The following is a 19019-nucleotide window of genomic DNA, read 5'->3' as shown; positions in this document are numbered from 1 at the left end:
CCGGGCCGGAGCGCCGAAGTCACACCGGAATGGATTGGTCCATCAGTACTGATCTGCCGAAATGACTTCTCCACCGTTCCTGCTTCCCAGGGCGCAGTAGGTGACGATGTTGATGCTATCCTTGAGGAACTTCACCGAGCCGTCGGCAAAGAGGAAATTGGCTCCGCCGGGATGTTCGCTTGCGAATCCCTTGGCGGCGGCTCCGAATCGACAGCCCAGCGGAGCACTTGCCGACTGCCACCGATTCAGGCACGACGGATCGTTCCCCGGCACCGTGTTCGAATTCCAGTTCAAGGGAACGGTTGTGCCGGCACTCGATCCGTTGAAGTGCCAGAAGTTGCTGTCGGCCGCGCGGTATGGCAAGGTTTCACCCACCATGATGGTGTTGCTCGTGCCATCGCGCACGCCGGCCATGTTGGTCGTTTGCAGTTCGCGATAGTCCGAGAACCCGCGCATCTGTCCCCCGCTATTTCGAGTTCCCCAGAACCCGTGATAGCCGATCCGAGGCTGACCCGGCGGCAGCGTGGTGACACTCGGGGGCGTTTCCCAGGGGAGCCCGCCGTTGAGGATGCCTCCGGCGTAGTTGTCCCCAAAGCTCAACGCATAGTTCGAAACGGGAACACGATCGACCGGGGTGGTTGTTCCCGGGCGGAACGGCGGGTTCCCCGCGGGGTACTGGCCGAGGCCATTGCCCTGCCACGTCCGCAGGCCCCCCTCAAGTTCCCCGTCGGAAGGGCAGAGGAACGTATTGTTCACGGTCATCCAGGCGGTGAACATCGCCCCCGGATCCGGACCAGCGCCAAGGGTATTGATATTCAGATTGATGGCGTCGTACGTATTTCGTCCTTCAATCTGCGGAAGGATCAGCGCCCGCCAGCACAGTAGATTCGCGTTCCCCGCCCAAACATTCCCCTGCGCAAACCCGGTAATCCCTCCCGTTGGGAACGCACCGAACTGGTCGTGGTAATTGTGCATCGCGATGCCGATTTGCTTCAAATTGTTCGTGCACTGCGCCCGTCGCGCCGCTTCCCGAGCGCTCTGCACCGCCGGCAGCAACAGGGCAATCAGGACGCCAATGATCGCGATGACCACGAGCAATTCGATCAGCGTAAACCCAACCCGTGAACGAGCCTTGACATGCATAAGGGTGCTCCCGCGCGCCAGGCGCAGTTGAAGAACGTGACGACGCCCCAGAACAAGCCATCGTCACGTGATCTCGGAAGTGAGAGTCCGAACGGGAACCGCACGCCGCGCACGCGGGCACGGCAACAGACGTCATCAGTCTCGGGTGAGAGGCCATCCTTGTGAGAATTGGAACCCCTGATGTCCGAACCTTCGGTGGCGTTGCCTTCGCCGAAGTCGTTGTGACATCGAGGGTCAATTCTGGAATATCAGGCCGATCGATTCTGGTCAAGAAACAAATCGGGATTTTCTGAATATCCACATCTTCCTAAAATCTTAGGGTCACCAGTGCGTTTGAGTTTGGACGCCAAATCGCTTCGACAATGGTCCCCCCGACCCAACACCAGCGAACGCGGCTTCGGGTGTTCTTGCCCATCGGTCAACCCGCGGTGTGGCCGCCCTCCCTTGCCCGGGCTTTGAGGTCTTTCGAAGTGTGAACGCCGCTCCTACAGGCTGGCGGTCTGCCTCTTGCTCCGCGACGATGGAAGCGAGTCGGCACACGTCCCTGCGGAGCTCCGGAGCGGGTCCGGGGCAGGCGTCGCTCGGGTGCCGATTCCTTCAAATCGTTCTGAGGATTCACCCATGAAGCTTCATCTTGCCGCGTTTGTGGTCGCCGCCGTGGCGACCCTGGCCGCTCCAGGCTCGAACCGTGCCGACGCCCAGGGCCTCACCGCCTTCGGCGCTCCGGTCGTCGTGTCGTCTCCGGTCATGCCGATCTCCACCTTCGGCAGTGCGATCACCGTCGATCAGGGAGTGACATATCCCTACAGCTATTACGCGGCCTTTCCCAACCGGGCCCGGCAGTATGTGCCTTACGGGCCGAACGATGTCTTTCCCTTCTATGGAAGTCCTTACGGTCAGCCCTACGATCGCTGGACCTGGGATTCGATGAGCGGCCCGCCCAATGCCTTGCAGCGCTACTACTATCCGCCGGTGCGCTGAGCGACCTGTCTCATGAACAACCCCGAGGAGGCCGGCGAACCGTCTTCGCCAACCTCCTCGGGGTTTCGGTGTCGAACGGAACGTTCAACGATCATCGCATCTTGTCGCGAAACGTCTGAGAGAATTTCTTGAGCTTCGGAATGATCATCATCTGGCAGTAGCCGGCGTTCGGATGCTTGCGGAAATAATCCTGATGGTACGGCTCGGCCGGGTAGAAGACCTGGTACGGAACCACCTGGGTGACGACCGGCCGCTTGAACACCTTGTTCTCGTTCAGCTTGGCCTTCAACCCCTCGGCGATTTCCCGTTGCTCGTCGTCGTGCCAGAGAATGATCGATCGGTATTGCGTGCCGATGTCCGGACCCTGGCGGTTCATGGTGGTCGGGTCGTGGGTCCGCCAGAAGATCTCCAGCAGCTCAGGATAGCTGATGACCGACGGATCGTAGGTCACCTGCACCACTTCGGCGTGCCCGGTCCTGCCGGTGCAAACCGCGTCGTACGAGGGGAAGGGGATCTGTCCCCCCGAATATCCCGAAACCACGTCCTGAACCCCCTTGACCAGTTCGAAGACCGCTTCGGTGCACCAGAAGCAGCCATTGCCGAAGGTCGCCAGCTTCGGTTCCGACGAGACGGGAGGGGCAGTCTCAGGGTCGGGTTCTTGCGGCGTCTCCACGGCCGGTTTCTCCTGAGATCGATCTGCTGCGGGGCGGTCGCTCTGCGATCGCTGGGCCTGGGCCGCGATACCGCGAGGGGTGGGTTCCTGCACCGGAGCGGAACTCTCCCCTCCCACCACCAGAAGCGTGGCGGAGACAAGTGCGAGGATCATCGTCAACGGGCTCCCGGGGTCCTGGCCACCCTTATGTGATGTCTCGAGCCGCACAGCCCGAGCCGGGTGGGCCTTTGATTGCCGGCATTCGCCCTTATTGTATGCACTGGCAAGACGATTCCCAGCCAATCCCGGCCACTTCCCGAGGAATCGCCGCTTCGATCCGTCGGATCGGCCGCAAAATTCTGGCATAATCGTCCAGCACTGACCGGATCGAAACATTGACAGCGGGCAGAGGGACGAAGCCCTCGGACTCGGGCGTTCCCCCGAAGGACCTTGGCAATGGCGAACGCCAGGACGACGCGGTTTCGAGCCCCACGCCGATGGGGGACCGCCTTGCTGATCGCCCTTGTCGCGGCGGTGGGGGTGATCACCAGCACGAGCCTCAACGAACCCCCTCGATTCGACGGCGCGGGCTATGCCATGCTTGGCCGGTCGATTCTCGGGGGCCACGGCTACCGCGACATCGACCACCCCGACACCCCTCCTCACGGGCACTTCCCCCCCGGTTACCCCGTCTTGCTCTCCGCGACCTGGGCCGTGACCGGACGCTCGATCGCCGTGGCTCACCTGGTTTCGATCGCCTGTACGGTTGGAGCCGTGGTTGTCTCCTGGGCCTGGTTCCGCCGAATCTATCCGGCTCGGGTCGCCTTGCTTCTTGGTTTTGCCCTGGCGATGAACTGGACCTGGCACCGCGCCGGCGGTTCGATTCGATCGGAACCCCCGTATCTCCTGCTTCAGCAGCTTGTCTTCCTGGCGACCCTGGCAGCCTCCCGAGGCGGGGCAGGGGGGGGGCTCCGCCTCGGCCTCCTCCTGGGAGGGCTGAGTCTGACCCGCCACGTCGGCGCCGCCGTGAACGCGGCCGTCGCACTCGAACTGGCGATCCGACGCCGATGGACCGCGCTGGCGTCGGCCCTCGCCGTGGCGGCCCTGATCGTTCTTCCCTGGGCCTGGTGGCTTGTCCGCACCCCGAGGCCGACCCAGCTCGACCTCTTGCCGGGACGCTCGATGCCCGAGGTCATCGCCGGGAACGCCTGGTTCTACGTCCTTCGCATCCCCGACTCCCTCAGCGCTCCCGTGATCGAGGTCGGCACGGTCTTCGTCCCCCGAGCGGCACCGATCGCCTCGGCCGTCGCCATCGTAGCGGCATTCGTCTTGCTGATGGGCCTGGCTCAGACCCTTCGGGCGGATCGGCGACGGCTCGCCGGGCTGGTTGTCGTCTGCAATCTCGGTCTGTTACTCGTCTGGCCGTTCACCGAAGCCGGGCGATTCCTCATCCCACTCGTGCCGCCGATGCTCGTGGTCGCCACCGAAGGCATCGCGGCAATCGTCCGCCGGATCGGTCTGAAACGTCCGATTCCTTCCTCTCGAGTACTCGCCGCCTGGCTTCTTCTGGCGGCGGCGACTCCCTACAGCCTTTACGCAGCGCTTTCCGGGCGAGCCGAGGCCGAACGGCGGGCTCAAGGCGTGGTTGATCCCGCCTTCCACTGGATTGCCCGGTTCGGTGATCGCCCCGGCCCCCTCATGACCGCCTACCCGGCCGAGGCCTTCTGGTTCACCGACCGCCCCGGCCTGGTCCCCCCGGCCGATCCCGCCGCGATCGCCGACCAGATCGACCAAGATCGGGTCGCCTACCTCATCGTCACCGAGGCGCGCTTTGCCCGGGCGACCGATGACCCGCTCTCCCGGTTCGTCGCCGACCATCCCGATCGGGTGATCCTGCGATGGAGCAGCGACGAGGGGACCATCCGGGTCTTCGAGGTCATTCCACCCGCGCCGGTGTCGGAGCCTTCAGACTCATCAGGTACGCGACCAGATCCGCAAACTCCTGCGGGGAGAGGGAATCGACCAGCCCCTCGGGCATGATCGACACCTGCCCAAGCCGTCGCTCCTCGATCTGATCCTTCACCACTCGAACGATCTGGGCCTCGGCATCGGCCAGCACCAGCTCGCTCGCCGACTCCTCCCGGACCAGCCCCGCCAGCACCCTGCCGTCGTCGGTGGCCACCAGCACCGGCTGATACCCCGTGGCGATCCGGTTCGACGGCTCCAGAATCGACCGGATAACCTCCGCCCGATCATATTTCGCCGCCAGGCCCGTCAGGTCCGGCCCGAGGTCCGAGTCTCCTTTCCCGCCGGCGGCGTGGCATTTCACACAGCCGATGCCGTCGCCGGCGAAGAACAAGGCTTCCCCCCGCTCGGCGTCGCCGTCGTGCTCCATCGCGAACGCTCGCAGGGCCTCGACACCCGATCCAGCCTCTGACTGCGCCAGCAACGCCTGACCGGGGTCGGACACCTGAACGCCAAAGGCCCAGGTGCCGATCCCCTGCCGAACCCGCATGACCAGGCGGTTCGACCCCTTCTTGAGCCTCACCCGCACCCGGTCGCTGTCGGGCTCATAGGGACGGCCTGCGTACTCGCTGACCTCCAGAATCGGCTCCCCGTTCAGCTCGACGATCATCGAGCCGCTGGAGCCGAACAACAGAAGCGCCTCGCGTTCCTCGTCAGATCGGATCTCGGCCGTGGCAAAGGCGGCCAGGTCGGGGGATCCCGTCGCGTCGTAGCCGAAGCCGCCGACATCCCCTTGCCCCCCCTTCAGGTCGTCGATCACCACCCGGCCGGTCTGCGCGTCCCCCTGTCTCGGGTGCCAGGCGATCGTCCGCCCCTCGACCCCGGAATGCGTTTCCGAGAAGTCGATCTCGGTCGATCCCAGGAACACCCGAGCCGTCGTTCGGGCAAATGGCCCGATCACCTGCCAGTCAACCACCGGCTGGAAGGTCGTCAACACCCGTTCCAGGGCCGCCGCGGCCGGGCTGGTCCGGTCCACCGAGCGAGCATGCTCCTCCAGTCGCGGGCGGACCCGATCCCGGATCACCAGCAAGGCCGCCTCGGCCGATCGCCTCAGGTCGGGGTCGCGGTCACCGATCGCATCGAGAAAGACCGGCAACGCCTCGGGCTCGGGCATGACCGAAAGGGCTCGGACAAGCGTCGATCGGAGCGTCGGATCGATCTGCTGCGCATCAAACATTGCCACCAGCTTCGGCACCGCCGGGCGAGCTCCGAGCGCCGCCACCGCGGCCACCGCCGCCACGGTGGCCGTCGGGTCCGGATCGTCGAGGCGACCGACAACGCGATCGGTCAGATGATCCGGCAACCCTTCGACCGCCGCCAGGGCCCCGATCGCCGCGATCCGAACCGACGCGTCCTCATGGTCGAGGAAGCTCGCCAGGTCGTTCGGCGGCAAGGCTCCCGAGCGGCTCAGTTTCGGCAGAGCTCTGGCGACGAGATCGGCCGGGGCCTTCGGATCAAAGGTCACCGTGAACAGCGCCCGCAACGCCTCCGGACCCTGCAAATGCCCCAGTGCATCGACCGCCGCCTCACGTGCCGGCGACGGAGCGAGGGGATCGACCACGATCCTCGCCAGCATCGGCACCGATTCCCGATCGGCCAGGTCTCCCAGAATCAACGCCAACGCTCGCAGGTTCTCCCCGTCCGATTCCCTGCCGAGCCTCGCCCTCAGATACGGCACGGCCGACGGGCCAACCTTACGCAAACCGACGATCGCCCGTCCTCGAACCGTTGCGTCCGGATCGTCCAGCGCCCGGATCAGGCCCATCGCCGCCAGCCGCATCCCGTCTCGATCCCACGCCGCTGTCTTTTGCGGGATCGTTCCGGCGAGCGGATTGGTCCCGAACCAAGCGCCATCCCATTCGGGAACTTTGAGGAGGATCTCCGAGAGATTGGTCACGATCGCCGCTCTGGCCGGCGCATCGGTCACTTCCGTCAGCGCCTTCCCCAGCGCTTCGGCCACGGGAACCGCGTAGGCCTCGTCCGTCAGCCGGATCGCCGCCTCCCGACGTTCCGGATCGCGCAGAGCCGTCAAAATCGCCTCAACGTCCCAGGCCCCAAGCTCCCGAATCGCCCGGCGAATGGCCCACGAGACGAACGGATCGTCCTCGCCGAGCCTCGCCATCAAGGCCGGGCCGGCCGACGGATCGCCCAGCTTACCCAGGGCGATCGCCGCCTCGCGCCGAACGACCGCGTCCGGATCGTCGAGCAATCCTTCGAGCATGGGCTTCGCGTCTCGATCCTTGCGAATCCCGGCCCGCCTGGCCGCCTGAGAGCGCACCACCGGGTTCTCGGCTCCCATCGCCTCGCAGATCGCCGCCGCCGCGTCGGGTGATCCGATCGCATCGAGCGCCCAGATCGCATGCAATCGCCCCTGCGTTCCTTGCCCTTCGATTCCCAGGCGATTGGCCAGCGAGGCGACCGCTTCCGCTCCTTGGCTTGCCAGGGTGCGCTGAGCCCGGAGGCGGACGGCGTGATTCGGATGATCGAGCGCGTCGAGGTCCAGCGTTTCCGGTGCCGCGACTGTCTCGGCAGAAGGCTCGGCCGGAGTCACGCGGTACAAACGCCCCGTCTCGGCATCCGGCAGCAGCCAGTTGCCGATCCCCCAGTCGACCACGTAGAGCGAGCGGCCATCGGCCGCTTCTCGGATCGAGAAGGGCCGAAAATCGGACACCGGTCCCGCCGTGATGAACGGTTCTCGGCGCGTCAGGCGAAAGGTTCCGCCGCTCGGAACCACCTCGATCCGGAAGACGCTTTGCAACCCCCAGTCGCAGACCAGCAGGTTCCCTTGAATCTCCTCCGGTAACCCGCCCCCCTTGACCACGATGCCCTGCGTTCCCGATCCGCCCAGTTGCCCCCCGACAATCGGCAGGGCACGCTCGGGCCTGAGCAAGAACTCGTACGGATACCCGTAATGACCGCCGACGATGTGATGCGTCAGGCTGTTCGGCCACTTCTTGCTGTCGTCGTCGTTGCCGTAGGTGAAGATCTCGTCATGCGTCGTCAACATTGCCGAGAGCGGGTTTCGCTCGCCGGTCGAAACGACTTCGAGATCGCTCCCGTCGGGACGGACCCGCACCACGCCCCCCCCTTTGAGCTGGATCGTCGAGCCGTCCGATCCGACCGCCTTCGGAATCCCCTTGTCTCCCACGGCAACATAGAGAAAGCCGTCCATCCCCAGCTCCATCCCGCCGGGAACGTGGTCGTTCAGGCCGCTGAAGCCGGGACGATCGGGGCCGAGGCCGGTGACGAGATCCACCCGTTCGTCCGCCTTGCCGTCGCCATTCGTATCCTTGAAGGCCGACAGAAAGGGGGCATGGACGACGTAAAGCGTGTCGTCGATCCATTCCAGGCCCATCACCGCCCACAAGCCGTCGGCAAAGGTGCTGATCGAGCCGTCGGGACGGATGGCGACGACCGAGTCGATCGGCTCGGTTGGCGGGCCGGGCATGTCCATCGGGTCTTGCCCAAGGTAAACCGTGCCGTCCGGAGCGGTCACGATCGCCGTCGGGTACAGAATCGCCGGCGCCTCGGCGATCAGCTCGATCGACCAGCCCTCCGGCACTTCCGGCAAGGCTTGGGCAGGTTCCTGGGCGAGCGATCGCCCGATCGGCAGGATCATTCCCAGCAACGCAACCGCAAGCGAAACACAGACCGATCGGCGCATGGCAAAAACCCCCGGGCCGGAAGGAGTTCGGAAGCATGGGCAAAGCTCGGGCGGGAGACGGGTCGGGATTCTATCCGCAACCGTGCCGACCGACAACGCGATCCGATCCGCGCACCGAGGCGTGAGCGGATCTTCGCGCCCCGCCCTTCCGGACATACAATCAGAGCCTTCCTGGCGTTGTGCCCTTCCCGTTTCAAAGGGTTCGATGGCGAACCGAGTTCTGGAGCCTCCCGTGTCCAGTCGTTACGACATCCTACCGGCTCAACCGCCCCGCCCGGTGGTCCCGAAGAATCCGTCCTACCCCCAGCGGGTTCACCTCAAGGAACGCGCCAAGCTGGAAGAAATCCTCCAGCAATGGGATCAGCGCATCGCCGAGGCCCGCCGCAAGCTCGACGTGCTCGGCCAGTCACCCGATCGTGCCTCGTACGACCGGATGTACGCCCAGATGCTCGGCTCGCGCGATCAGATCGCGCACTGCGTCTCCCGAATGCCCATGGAAACCGGCGACCTCTACGCCGAGGACGAGCACCGCCTGCACGAAGCCGTTGCTGCCCTGGAGCGCCTCTTTCAGCGCTGGAAGTAAGGCGTCGGATCGAGCCTTGACCCTTCGACGAGGTCGTCGGCCCGTGATTTCTCGGGCCGACGCTCCGGCGGGGATCGTGTGGTACGCTTAACCTGGCCATCGGCGGATCGGCACCCATCGAGGAGCCTCGGCTCGGCAAACCGCCGATCCGAAGGCTTTGCCGATCGCCGTCTGTCGGGCCTTGCGGAACGACCCCGTCCGAGGAAGGTCAAGGCACCCGATCTCATGCATCACTTCCGATCAGGCCGCTCGCGACGGCGAGCGACCCCAACACCGACCGTCGAATCGCTCGAAGGACGCGTGTTGCTGAGCCGAAGCGCCCGCCCGATGCTCCGACTGCCTGCGGCCCTGGTTCACGAGCCTCGATCCATCCCGCAAATCTCGCCGGTCAGGCCCTTCGCCGAGGCCCTCGCCCAGCGCCAGCAAGCCTTGCTCGCCGCGAGGCAAACGCAAGAGGCGGCGCCCCGGACGCACCAACCGCCGATCGGCTCGCGCTGGTCCTGGCTGGCCGACACCTACTGGTACGTGCCACCGGTCAACCTGCCTGCCGTCGTCTACGACCCGACGAGCGAGGTCATCCTTCCCGTCTCCGACCAGACCGTCTTCCACATTACCGGCTTTCGGGGCGGCTACTTCTGGGGAGTAACCGTCTCTCAGCTCCAGAACGCCGAACCAACCTGTTCCACGATGGTCGGATCGGTGACGCCGGAAGGCCGTGTCCTGATCAATTTCACACTCTCCGCCGACTCGACCAGCCCAACCATCACCCAGGGAATCGGCCAGATGCGGCCCAGGTTCGGCCAGTGGACGATGGAGAACCAGATGTTCTCCAACCCGAGCGGCCAGCCGCAGGTCGGCCACTGGGCCTACATGGTCCAGACCCGGCCCGGCTTGCCAAGCTGGGAATCGTTGCCCGGCGTGGGAGTCTCGGTCCCCGAGTTCCTGAGCCACTGCCCAGACCCCGGACCCCAGCCGATCGGCCCGCCGATCAACTGACGATCGTGCCCGGTGGGGTCGGTTCGTCTCGGCTCGGCAGGTTCGGATGAATCAGCAGATCGTACACGAACACGCCGATGATCCCCCCGACGAACGGGCCGACAATCGGCACCCAGAAGTACCAGTCGTGGGTCTGGAAGGCCGCCGGTCCCCATCCCAGAAGCGCGGCGGCGAGCCTCGGGCCGAGGTCGCGGGCCGGGTTGATCGCGTATCCGGTCAACCCGCCCAGCGACAGCCCGATTGCAAAGACGAGCAAGCCAACCAGCATCGGCTCGAAGTACTCGCGGAAGTGGGTATTGCGACGATCCGACAGCGCTCGAACCCCCACCAGCAGCACGGCCGTTCCCAGCACCTCGCTGAACAGCGATCGCCAGGTCACGTCAAAGGCCGGCGCGGTGAAGAATACTCCCGCTCCTCCGGCAGCCGGATCGGGCAAGCGGCCTTCGACCAGCTGTCCTCTCGTGAGGCCGTTGGCCGCCTCAAACGCCCGAAACGCTTCGGCGTAATCGACATAGACGAGCATCGCCCCGGCAAACGCCCCCGCCACCTGCGCGGCCCAGTAGACCGGCACGCGAGGCCAGGGCAATTGCCCTCGAACCGCCAGCGCCAGCGTGACCGCCGGGTTGATGTGCCCACCGCTGAGCCGACCGCTGAGGTAGATCCCCAGCATCACCGCCAGGCCCCAGCCGGTCGTGATGACGATCCAGTCCGCCTGCTTGTCCAGCAGGACGACTGACGCCACCACCCCGTTGCCGAGCAAAATCAGCAACGCTGTGCCCAGAAACTCGCCAACGATCGCCGATTTCAACGGTGGTTCGTTCATGATCGGAGCAAGCGTAGACGGCGCGTCGGTCTCTCGCAAGAGGGCAGGGGCCTTTCCGTTCGAATCACTCGCTCGACAGGTCCTCGACCCGAATGTCACGGAACTCGACCCGCCCGTTGTGGCACTGAAGGCCAATCCGCCCAGCCTCGCGCTTCAATCCCGGATGCTCCTCGTCCAGGTCCGGATGCTGGTCGATCTGATCATCCACGATCGTCTCGCCGTTCAACCGAATCACCACATGAGGGCCTTCGGCCCGAACTTCCATCGTGTTCCATTCCCCGGTCGGCTTCAGGTGGCCCGGTTCGGCCGCCGCCACGTGGTAAATCGACCCGGTCCGCTGCCACGGCTGGATCGTCGCGTAGCGCGGGTGGTCGTCGTCGAGGATCTGAATCTCCATCCCCGTCCGGGAAATGTGCGACGTGTCGGCCGGTGCCCGCAAATACACTCCCGAGTTGCTCCCCGGCGTGGCGATCCGAAACTCCAGCCGCAACACGAAATCGGCGTAATCGCGGGGCGTCCCGATCCAACCGCCGCGCTCGCCATCGACGACGATGCACCCGTCTTCGACCTTCCAGGCCCCTTCGTTCTGGCCGCCGAACCGCTCCCAGCCGTCGAGCGACTGCCCGTCAAACAGTTCCCGGCCGGGTTCGGCCTGGGGCCGTGATGCCTTGTCTTCGGCTCCCAGCAGGGCCAGGGTGATCAGCCAGGCGAATCCCATCGAGGGGGCAATGGAGGTCATCGGGGAAAGTCTCTCAAGAAAAAAATAAGGAGTCGAGGTGATTCCAGGGAACAGCAACGCATCGTGCCCAGACCGTGCCGATCAGGTCGATCCCCACGGTCGGACGATGGCCGCGGCTTCAAGGCTCGGGTCGTCCAGGTCCGTGATGCGGAAGCGAAGGCCGGGCTCGACCGGCACCGGAAGATCCAGCAGGAGCCGCACGCAGGTGCAATCTCGCTCGCTGATCGACGCCAGCGGATGACGGCGAATCACCTTCGCCTCCACGTCGGCCGTTCGAATGTGGGCCATCCAGCGCGAGCCTTCCACGCAACGCTCCAGAAACTCGTCGATTCGTGCCGAATCGGCACTCGTCAGCAGCGCATCGACCCGGTCGACTTCGCGGGCATCGGGATCTTTCCCGGACATCAAAGCCCTTCCTCCCTTGCTGGGGGTGTGGTTCCAGGACGTTCCGTTCCGGGAATGGTCTTCTTTCCGTTACCGAGACGATGCCGAGGAATCGGCCGGGGGGCTCGATGCCGAAACCCTGGCCGCGAGGTACGAGACGAGATCGCCGCCCGACCTCGCATGCTCGGCCAGCAGGTCCGGCCGTCCGCTCGCCTGGCAAAGCTGAAGCAGGCCGGGGCACAGGAGCAGGCCCTCGGGAACCCCGTGAAGGTACTCCGCCGCCAGCGGGATCGCCTCCTCCTGCCGACCGAGACGGTCGAGCAGGCGAATGAGAATTTGCGCCGGCAGGGTCGAGGCCAGGTCGTCGCCGTCGGGATCGGGCGGTTCCAGCTTCGCTCGGAAGTGGGCGATCGCCTCATCGACCCCTTCGCCCAGCAAGGCGCGAAGGTAAATCCCGTGGTCCTCGTAAAGCTGTTCGAAGGGCGGATCTCCCTCGTAGCGGTGCCGGTCGCTGAGCCGACGGCCGTACTCGGTCAGGCCAACCGCTTGCCGGATCGCCTCGGGGTCCTGGAGCAACGGACTCATGCGGACGACGGCCGCCAGGTGCGAGGTGTCGATGTGGTAGGCGTCCTCCTCGAACAGCCAAGGGTTCGCCTCCACCAGCTCGGCGATCGACGCATCCTCGGCCGGCTTCGGCCGTCCCGATCGCTCGATCTCGGCCTTGAGCGTGGCGCGCAACTGCTCGTGCAGGTACCGCACGAGCCGATCGGCGCACGGTTGCCGGGTCGCCTCGTCGGGCGGCAAATGCTCGAAGGCCGTGATCGCCGAGCAGGGGCCGTAGGTTTCCAGCACCAGCTCGAACCCCCGTCTCGGGTGAACGCCGTGCTGAAGGGCCAGCTCCATGATCTGCCCGAGCACCTGGCCGTCGGTCGAGGCCGGATCGACCGCCTCGATTGCCTCGGCCACCGGCTCCTTCTCGCCGATCGTGCGGAAGTAAGGCCAGGCTCCGATCAGGTCGCCGGCCTCCAACCGTTTCCGACCGACCGTGCGCAGGGCCTCGATGTAGCGGTCCTCGTACTGGGTCCGGGTCGGCTCGGGCAAGCTCGACAGCATTCCGGAATAGACCGCGGGCAATCCCAGATCGAGCCGAGCCTTCAGGAGCAGGGCGTCGAGCAGGGCGCGGGGCTCCTCACCGTGATCGAGCCGCGTGATCAGCCGGTCGATCGCCGCGGTCGCTCCTTCGTCGGTCAGGGCGTGGTCGAGTTCCTCAAACGCCGAGTCATCGACGGCGCGATCCGAACCGTTCGCGTCGATCATCGTTCCTCAAGGGGCTTGATGGCGGGGCTTTCGGGATCGAACCCGGCTCGGGCGGCGCGGCCGATCCCGAGCCCTGGGCGACATTCTGCGTATTCTCTCCCCTGGTCCGGGGTCATGGCAAGCGGCGATTGTCCTTGGCCGACACGATCCACCTTACTGGCCATCCGCCTTGCTCGACGCCTGAGCCGTCGTCGGGGATTCCGAGGACTCGGCGTCGAGCCTGGCCCCCTCCGCTCGCTTTTTGCTTTCCCCGCAGCGTTTGCTGTAGCAATCGACCAGCGTGGCGCAGACCTCGTCGAGCGAGTCGGTCACGATCAAGAGCTTCAGGTCTTCGGGAGAGATCATTCCCGCCGGAAGCATCGTTTGCTCAACCCAGTCGAGCATCCCTCGCCAGTAGTTCGAATCGTACAGAATGATCGGGAATCGGTTGATTTTCGTCGTCTGCACCAGCGTCAGGGCTTCAAACAGCTCGTCGAGCGTGCCGAATCCGCCGGGGAAGATCACAAACCCCTCGGTGTACTTCACGAACATCGTCTTGCGGACGAAGAAGTACCGGAAGTTGATCGAGAGGTTGGAATAGGGGTTGCCCATCTGTTCGAATGGCAACTCGATGTTGCATCCGATCGACAGGCCCTCGGCCTCCGACGCCCCCCGGTTGGCCGCTTCCATCAGGCCGGGGCCGCCGCCGGTGATCACGGCAAAGCCGGTCTCGGCCAGCTTCCGGCCCAGCGATCGGGCCGCATCGTACCAGGGGTGCCCCTCCTTGATCCGCGCCGATCCGAAGACCGCGACCGCCGCCCCCACCTCGGCCAGGGCGTTGAATCCCATGACGAACTCCCCCTGAATCCGCAGCACGCGCCAGGGGTCGGTATGCGTGAATTGCCCTTGCTCGGGGGCCAGCGGGACGGGAGCCTCTGGCCTGGGATGATTCAGCAGCTCCTCGTCCTCGGTCGGCTGCCGATAGGCCCGCGATCCTTGCCGAGCGTGTCGGCGGCGCAGGGTGTCCAGGTCTTGCAGGCGAGCCCCCTTGCCGAGTCCCGAATCCTGAGACTCGGGGGTCGCTCCGTTCGGGTCGCGTCGATTCATGATGGCTGCTCTCGTGCTGGGCCGTTTGCGTCGCAACAGTCGGGAAGCAAACGATTTCTTGCGGGATCGGTTTCCTCGGGCGAACGAGCCGCCGTGGCCTCACCCATCGCCTTTCCTCTCATCATACCGACACCGCCGATGCCGCGTCCCTGCCACGCAGAGTCCATACCAGAATTGAAATCGCCAGGTAAAAAAATCTTGAATCGTTGTGATTATTCCGGTTCGGTCGATTTCGAGGGCCAGGCCGGAAAATCCATTCCGAGCCCGAAACGGCGTTCGTGGAACAAGTTGAGGAACTTGCTCGGTCTTCCGGACGACCAGCCGCTTGACGCCGCCGACCTGCGCCGACACCATGATCCCGAACGCTGGCCATCATGCCTCCGGGGTGTGATCGGCCAGAACCTTTTCCGACGACTCCGTGGAGCCCCAGACCATGCGGTCGACGATCGGGATGGGAGCCCTGGCCGTCTCTCTGGCCTGCGCCGCGCCAGGATTCGCCCAGTACGCTGACCTCGGCGATCTTAAGATCGCCCGCCCCGAAGACCTTCAGCACGTCGAGTCGACTCCCCCTCCCGAGGGGGCAATCATCCTCTTCGACGGCTCAAACCTCGATCAGTGGGTCCAGATTGACGGGCAGCCGCCTGCCTGGCTTCTGGTCGAAGGCGGCGCCATGCAGGCCCCGGCCCGCGGCGGCGACTTCGGCCTCAAGACCCGCCGGACCTTCGATGGCCACTACCGCCTGCACGTCGAGTTCCGCGTTCCCTACCAGCCCGAGCTGGCCGGCCAGGCCCGCGGCAACAGCGGCGTTTACAACCAGGGACGCTACGAGGTGCAGGTGCTCGACAGCTACGGCATTGCCGAGCCCCGCTCGAACGACTGCGGCGCCATCTACGAGGTTGCCCCTCCCCTGGTCAACGTTTGCAAGGCACCAACCATCTGGCAGTCGTACGACATTGACTTCCGTGCCCCGGTGTTTCGAGACGGCCAGAAGGTCGAACCCGCTCGGATGACCGTTTACCAGAACGGCGTCTTGATTCACGACAATGTCCCGATTCCCGTGGACAACACCCGGTCCGGACTCGGTGGCGACCCCAGTACCCCGGGGCCTCTTCACCTCCAGGACCATTCCGATCCCGTCCAGTTCCGCAACATTTGGCTCGTTCCCCTCGACGATTGATCTGACCGAACGGAACGATCGGGGACCCGTACGCTGAACATGAGTCTGGACCCACTCGTCCCGACTCGTGTCGGTCCCTTCGGACATTCCCGGAGAACTCCGGTTCAACCGCTCGGTTTCTCATTGGTTTCGCAGGCTGCCTCGAAGTTCGCTGACTGAGTTCCCTTCGCCGTGTTCTTGATTCGTGCTCAAATGTCCTGACCAGCCCCGTTGACACCCTTGAGCCAACCTCTGGTGACGCCTGACGAAAGGCACCGGGCTCGCCCGGTGTGCCTGGGATTGATCGGTGGATCGCGCTCCGGATCCCATCGCCCGCAGCATTCTTTGTGCGCCGCGTTCTGTTGCGAGCCTTCCGCTTTGTTGGAGACGACTTGAGATGAGAAACCGGGAACACTTTGCTCCGAATCGTCGCCAATTTCTGGGAGGTCTTGCCGGCCTCGGCCTCGCGTCCGCCTTTCCGAGTGTTGTCCCGGCGCGGGCCTTCGGCGCCGCCGACCGGGTTCGGGTCGGCTTCATCGGCGTCCGCAATCAAGGGTCGAATAATCTGAAAGCCTTGCTCGGCCGCGCCGACGCCGAGGTCGCCGCCCTCTGCGATGTCGATTCCGAGGTCCTTGCCAGAGCGTCGGCCCTGGTGGCTGAGCGGGCCGGTTCGACCGTCCCCACCTTCTCCGACTATCGAGAACTGCTCGATCGACCCGACATCGACGCCGTCCTGATCACCACCCCCGACCACTGGCACGCCCTGCCGACCATCGACGCCTGCAAGGCCGGCAAGGATGTCTACTGCGAAAAGCCCCTCTCGCTCACCGTCGCCGAGGGTCGAGCCATGACCTCGGCCGCCCGGTCGCACGATCGCGTTGTTCAGACCGGCAGCCAGCAACGCTCCAGCTCCGAGTTCCGCCGCGCGGCCGAAGCCGTTCGCAACGGTCGAATCGGCACCATCCGCCAGATCGTCGTCGGGCTTCCCGGGGTCAATTTCGAAGGCCCCCCCGTGCCCGACACCAAACCCCCGGCCGAACTGGATTACGACTTCTGGCTCGGCCCCGCGCCGTTCCGTCCGTTCAATCCGAAGCAGGTCCATTACAACTTCCGCTTCTTCTGGCCCTATTCCGGCGGTCAGATGACCAACTGGGGAGCCCACCACCTCGACATCGTCCAGTGGGCCCTCGGACGAGACGAGTCCGGCCCGGTCCGGGTCGATCCCGTCTCGGTGTCGTATCATCCCGAGGCCTGGTACGAGGTGCCGACCACCAGCGAGGTCGTCTACACCTACGATGACGGTGTTCAGGTTCGCTGCCGGCAAGGGCTCGGCGACCCGAACGGCATCCGGTTCGAAGGCTCCGACGGGTCGATTTTCGTGGCCCGAGGCAAACTGGAAGCCGATCCCCAGGAAATCCTCGACGAGCCTGCCGGCTCCGACGCGATCCGCCTGGAAGTCAGCCGCAACCACTTCGAAAACTGGATCACCTGCATCAAGGACCGCAATCGGCCGATCTGCGATGTCGAGATCGGCCACCGCTCGGCGACCGTCTGCCACCTGGGCAACATCGCCGCTCGACTCGGCCGACCGATCCCCTGGGACCCGGTCCGCGAGACGATCGACGACGACGACGAGGCCGCCGCCATGCTCTCCCGCCCCTATCGAGCCCCCTGGGCCTTGACGGGGTAGCGGACGCAACGCCACTTTTGCCAAAACCAGTCGCGGGCCGCTCTCGATCCGGCCCGCGTCCTGGCTCGATTCGGGGATCGAAACGTTCAGGACCCGCAAACGGCCGCCATCGGCCCGACCGGGTCCGGAGGGAAGGGAGATCGTCCGTGGTGTGGTTCGTTCGACAAGGGTCCGGAACGCTCGGATTGCCCGGACCAGTCGGATCTAATCGGTCGCGACAACCCGGTTGGACCTCGTTCCGCTTCCTCGGAACCCGGGCTCACCGTCGCCGTTGGCGCAGGCCGATGGAAAGTTACACGCCACGAGGCGAGGGCCGCGATCGCGAGGCATATCATGTCTGAACCGCGAGGCCGTCACGGCTCGGATCCGGGCCGTTCATCGAGCCGAAAGAACCATCACGGGGCGGCGCCGACCGACGCTCAGGACGACCAGCCTCCCCCGGTTCCTTCGGGCCAACCCGTTGACCCTCATGCCGATTCGAACCCCGAGCGCTCGTCGTCGGGGGATCGCAAGGAGCCGATTCGTATGCCGCTGTCGACCTTTCTGGACCGGGCCCGAGGAACCTTGCTCGGCCTGGCCGTCGGCGACGCCCTGGGGGCACCGCTTGAGGGGCTCAGCCCCCAGCAGATCCGCGCCCACTACGGCACGGTCGTCGATTACGTCGATGGCGCCCAGGCCTGGAAACGCAAGCCCTTCCGTTGGCGCCTTCCGGGCCTCTACACCGACGACACCCAGCAGGCCCTCGCCCTGACCGAAACCCTGCTCGCCCGACGCGCGGTCGATCCTGACATGCTCGCGGCCCTCTACCTCGACCTGGCCAACCCCCGCAACGGCTACGCCGGGGCCCACCGAGGCGTCGGCCGCAGCTTCCGCTTCGTCCTCGAACAGCTCGATCAGGGACGCCCCCCGCTCGAATGCGGCCAGGACTCCGCCGGCATCGGCGCGGCCATGCGGATCGCTCCTGCCGCCATCGCCTTCCCCGACGATCCCGACGGCCTCTTTGACGCCGTCATGACCGCCAGCCTCATCACCCACCGCGACATCCGAAGCCTCTCCGGCGCCATCGCCGTCGCTTCGGCCGTTCGCCGCCTGCTCACCCTCGAACCCCGATCCGCCAGCCTCCTGTTCCGCGTTGCCGGCGACGTGGCCGCCGCCGAAACCCGAATCGCCCAGCAATTCGGTCACGTCGTCGCCTCGATCAACGACCACGGCCGCAGCCTCTCCCGGGCCATCGCCAACGTCGAGTCCTTGCTCGACTTGCCCCGCCCCGAGGCCCTTGCCGCGCTGGTCGAGGAGGCCAATGCCCACGGCGCCCGCCCCGTCTGCAAACGGCCGACGATGGGCTTTCCCCCGGCCTGCATCCCCACCTGCTTCTACCTCCTGCTCACCACCGAGTCTCTGGAAGAAGCCCTGATCGACGTGGTGAACCTCGGTGGCGATGCCGACTCGGCCGGAGCCATCCTCGGCGCTCTGGCCGGCGCCTCCTATGGCCTCGACGCCATTCCCGACCGTTGGCTTCACGGTCTCCGCAATCGCAACGGGATCGACCTCCGCGCCCAGGCCCTTGCACTCGGCTCGACCGAAGGTCTCGACATCCCCGACCTCGTCTCCACCGAACGGCACCTCAGCGACGAGGAAAGCCTCAGCCGCGATAAGCTCATGCCGCCCAACCAGCACGGAGGCATGAACATTCGCCCCCCTCGCTGAGTCGTTCGTCGGGAACTTCCATTGGCAGTTGTCGTTCTCCCTCTCCCCCGAGTCGGGGGAGAGGCCCGGGGAG

General features: G+C 65.5%; 15 protein-coding genes. 7 read left to right on the top strand and 8 right to left on the bottom strand.

Going from position 1 to position 19019, the window contains the following annotated elements; all coding sequences use genetic code 11:
- Window positions 1–42: 42 nt before the first annotated feature.
- The gene (locus tag GA615_RS19070) at window positions 43–1143 is read right to left on the bottom strand and encodes a DUF1559 family PulG-like putative transporter (protein ID WP_152052909.1); all 1101 of its coding nucleotides are present in this window, start codon (window positions 1141–1143) and stop codon (window positions 43–45) included.
- A gap of 621 nt (window positions 1144–1764) precedes the next feature.
- Here GA615_RS19070 and GA615_RS19065 point away from each other — a divergent pair.
- Window positions 1765–2124, top strand: a complete 360-nt coding sequence (locus tag GA615_RS19065; protein ID WP_152052908.1) for a hypothetical protein — start codon at window positions 1765–1767, stop codon at window positions 2122–2124.
- A 91-nt stretch (window positions 2125–2215) separates the two neighbouring features.
- Here GA615_RS19065 and msrA read toward each other — a convergent pair whose 3' ends face one another.
- Window positions 2216–2950 (bottom strand): peptide-methionine (S)-S-oxide reductase MsrA, encoded by a 735-nt coding sequence (gene msrA / locus GA615_RS19060; protein WP_152052907.1) that lies wholly within the window; start codon window positions 2948–2950, stop codon window positions 2216–2218.
- Window positions 2951–3232: 282 nt separating this feature from the next.
- On the opposite strand from msrA, the gene GA615_RS19055 reads away from it, so the two are divergent.
- Complete coding sequence (locus GA615_RS19055; protein WP_152052906.1) at window positions 3233–4816, top strand: ArnT family glycosyltransferase; 1584 nt, start codon at window positions 3233–3235, stop codon at window positions 4814–4816.
- On the opposite strand, the gene GA615_RS19050 is transcribed toward GA615_RS19055, so the two are convergent.
- Entirely contained in the window at window positions 4713–8465 is a 3753-nt protein-coding gene (locus GA615_RS19050) for a HEAT repeat domain-containing protein (RefSeq protein ID WP_235905556.1), read from the bottom strand. The genes GA615_RS19055 and GA615_RS19050 overlap by 104 nt on opposite strands.
- 232 nt (window positions 8466–8697) lie before the next feature.
- On the opposite strand from GA615_RS19050, the gene GA615_RS19045 reads away from it, so the two are divergent.
- Window positions 8698–9048 carry a hypothetical protein gene (locus tag GA615_RS19045; RefSeq protein WP_235905555.1) on the top strand — a complete coding sequence of 117 codons (351 nt, stop codon included), beginning with the start codon at window positions 8698–8700 and terminating at the stop codon, window positions 9046–9048.
- A gap of 327 nt (window positions 9049–9375) precedes the next feature.
- Window positions 9376–10044, top strand: a complete 669-nt coding sequence (locus GA615_RS19040) for a hypothetical protein (RefSeq protein ID WP_152052904.1) — start codon at window positions 9376–9378, stop codon at window positions 10042–10044.
- Here the strand turns inward: GA615_RS19040 and GA615_RS19035 are convergent.
- From GA615_RS19035 to GA615_RS19015, 5 genes are all read right to left on the bottom strand, one after another.
- Window positions 10037–10852, bottom strand: a complete 816-nt coding sequence (locus GA615_RS19035) for an MIP/aquaporin family protein (RefSeq protein ID WP_235905554.1) — start codon at window positions 10850–10852, stop codon at window positions 10037–10039. The genes GA615_RS19040 and GA615_RS19035 overlap by 8 nt on opposite strands.
- A gap of 79 nt (window positions 10853–10931) precedes the next feature.
- Window positions 10932–11606, bottom strand: a complete 675-nt coding sequence (locus GA615_RS19030; protein ID WP_152052902.1) for a 3-keto-disaccharide hydrolase — start codon at window positions 11604–11606, stop codon at window positions 10932–10934.
- Between the two features lie 81 nt (window positions 11607–11687).
- Window positions 11688–12011 carry a hypothetical protein gene (locus GA615_RS19025; protein WP_152052901.1) on the bottom strand — a complete coding sequence of 108 codons (324 nt, stop codon included), beginning with the start codon at window positions 12009–12011 and terminating at the stop codon, window positions 11688–11690.
- 69 nt (window positions 12012–12080) lie between these two features.
- Complete coding sequence (locus GA615_RS19020; protein ID WP_152052900.1) at window positions 12081–13307, bottom strand: hypothetical protein; 1227 nt, start codon at window positions 13305–13307, stop codon at window positions 12081–12083.
- Window positions 13308–13460: 153 nt separating this feature from the next.
- Window positions 13461–14393, bottom strand: coding sequence for an LOG family protein (locus GA615_RS19015; protein WP_152052899.1), 933 nt, complete (start codon window positions 14391–14393; stop codon window positions 13461–13463).
- Between the two features lie 433 nt (window positions 14394–14826).
- Here GA615_RS19015 and GA615_RS19010 point away from each other — a divergent pair, with 433 nt between their 5' ends.
- The 3 genes from GA615_RS19010 to GA615_RS19000 all read left to right on the top strand — a co-directional run bounded on the left by GA615_RS19010 (window position 14827) and on the right by GA615_RS19000 (window position 18946).
- Window positions 14827–15570 carry a 3-keto-disaccharide hydrolase gene (locus tag GA615_RS19010; RefSeq protein ID WP_201750240.1) on the top strand — a complete coding sequence of 248 codons (744 nt, stop codon included), beginning with the start codon at window positions 14827–14829 and terminating at the stop codon, window positions 15568–15570.
- 376 nt (window positions 15571–15946) lie between these two features.
- Complete coding sequence (locus tag GA615_RS19005) at window positions 15947–17239, top strand: Gfo/Idh/MocA family protein (protein ID WP_152052898.1); 1293 nt, start codon at window positions 15947–15949, stop codon at window positions 17237–17239.
- A gap of 525 nt (window positions 17240–17764) precedes the next feature.
- Window positions 17765–18946, top strand: a complete 1182-nt coding sequence (locus GA615_RS19000) for an ADP-ribosylglycohydrolase family protein (RefSeq protein ID WP_152052897.1) — start codon at window positions 17765–17767, stop codon at window positions 18944–18946.
- The last annotated feature ends 73 nt before the right edge of the window (window positions 18947–19019 follow it).

Source organism: Tautonia marina, assembly GCF_009177065.1.
GTDB classification, from domain to species: Bacteria; Planctomycetota; Planctomycetia; order Isosphaerales; family Isosphaeraceae; genus Tautonia; species Tautonia marina.
Note: the sequence above shows the minus strand (reverse complement) of the source record. Positions and strands in the feature narration are given on the sequence as shown.

Bases quoted from the DNA above. Each gene is read 5' to 3' on its own strand.
- GA615_RS19070 (WP_152052909.1), bottom strand. From the start codon at position 1,143: ATGCATGTCAAGGCTCGTTCACGGGTTGGGTTTACGCTGATCGAATTG.
- GA615_RS19065 (WP_152052908.1), top strand. From the start codon at position 1,765: ATGAAGCTTCATCTTGCCGCGTTTGTGGTCGCCGCCGTGGCGACCCTG.
- msrA (WP_152052907.1), bottom strand. From the start codon at position 2,950: ATGATCCTCGCACTTGTCTCCGCCACGCTTCTGGTGGTGGGAGGGGAG.
- GA615_RS19055 (WP_152052906.1), top strand. From the start codon at position 3,233: ATGGCGAACGCCAGGACGACGCGGTTTCGAGCCCCACGCCGATGGGGG.
- GA615_RS19050 (WP_235905556.1), bottom strand. From the start codon at position 8,465: ATGCGCCGATCGGTCTGTGTTTCGCTTGCGGTTGCGTTGCTGGGAATG.
- GA615_RS19040 (WP_152052904.1), top strand. From the start codon at position 9,376: ATGCTCCGACTGCCTGCGGCCCTGGTTCACGAGCCTCGATCCATCCCG.
- GA615_RS19030 (WP_152052902.1), bottom strand. From the start codon at position 11,606: ATGACCTCCATTGCCCCCTCGATGGGATTCGCCTGGCTGATCACCCTG.
- GA615_RS19025 (WP_152052901.1), bottom strand. From the start codon at position 12,011: ATGTCCGGGAAAGATCCCGATGCCCGCGAAGTCGACCGGGTCGATGCG.
- GA615_RS19020 (WP_152052900.1), bottom strand. From the start codon at position 13,307: ATGATCGACGCGAACGGTTCGGATCGCGCCGTCGATGACTCGGCGTTT.
- GA615_RS19015 (WP_152052899.1), bottom strand. From the start codon at position 14,393: ATGAATCGACGCGACCCGAACGGAGCGACCCCCGAGTCTCAGGATTCG.
- GA615_RS19010 (WP_201750240.1), top strand. From the start codon at position 14,827: ATGCGGTCGACGATCGGGATGGGAGCCCTGGCCGTCTCTCTGGCCTGC.
- GA615_RS19005 (WP_152052898.1), top strand. From the start codon at position 15,947: ATGAGAAACCGGGAACACTTTGCTCCGAATCGTCGCCAATTTCTGGGA.
- GA615_RS19000 (WP_152052897.1), top strand. From the start codon at position 17,765: ATGCCGCTGTCGACCTTTCTGGACCGGGCCCGAGGAACCTTGCTCGGC.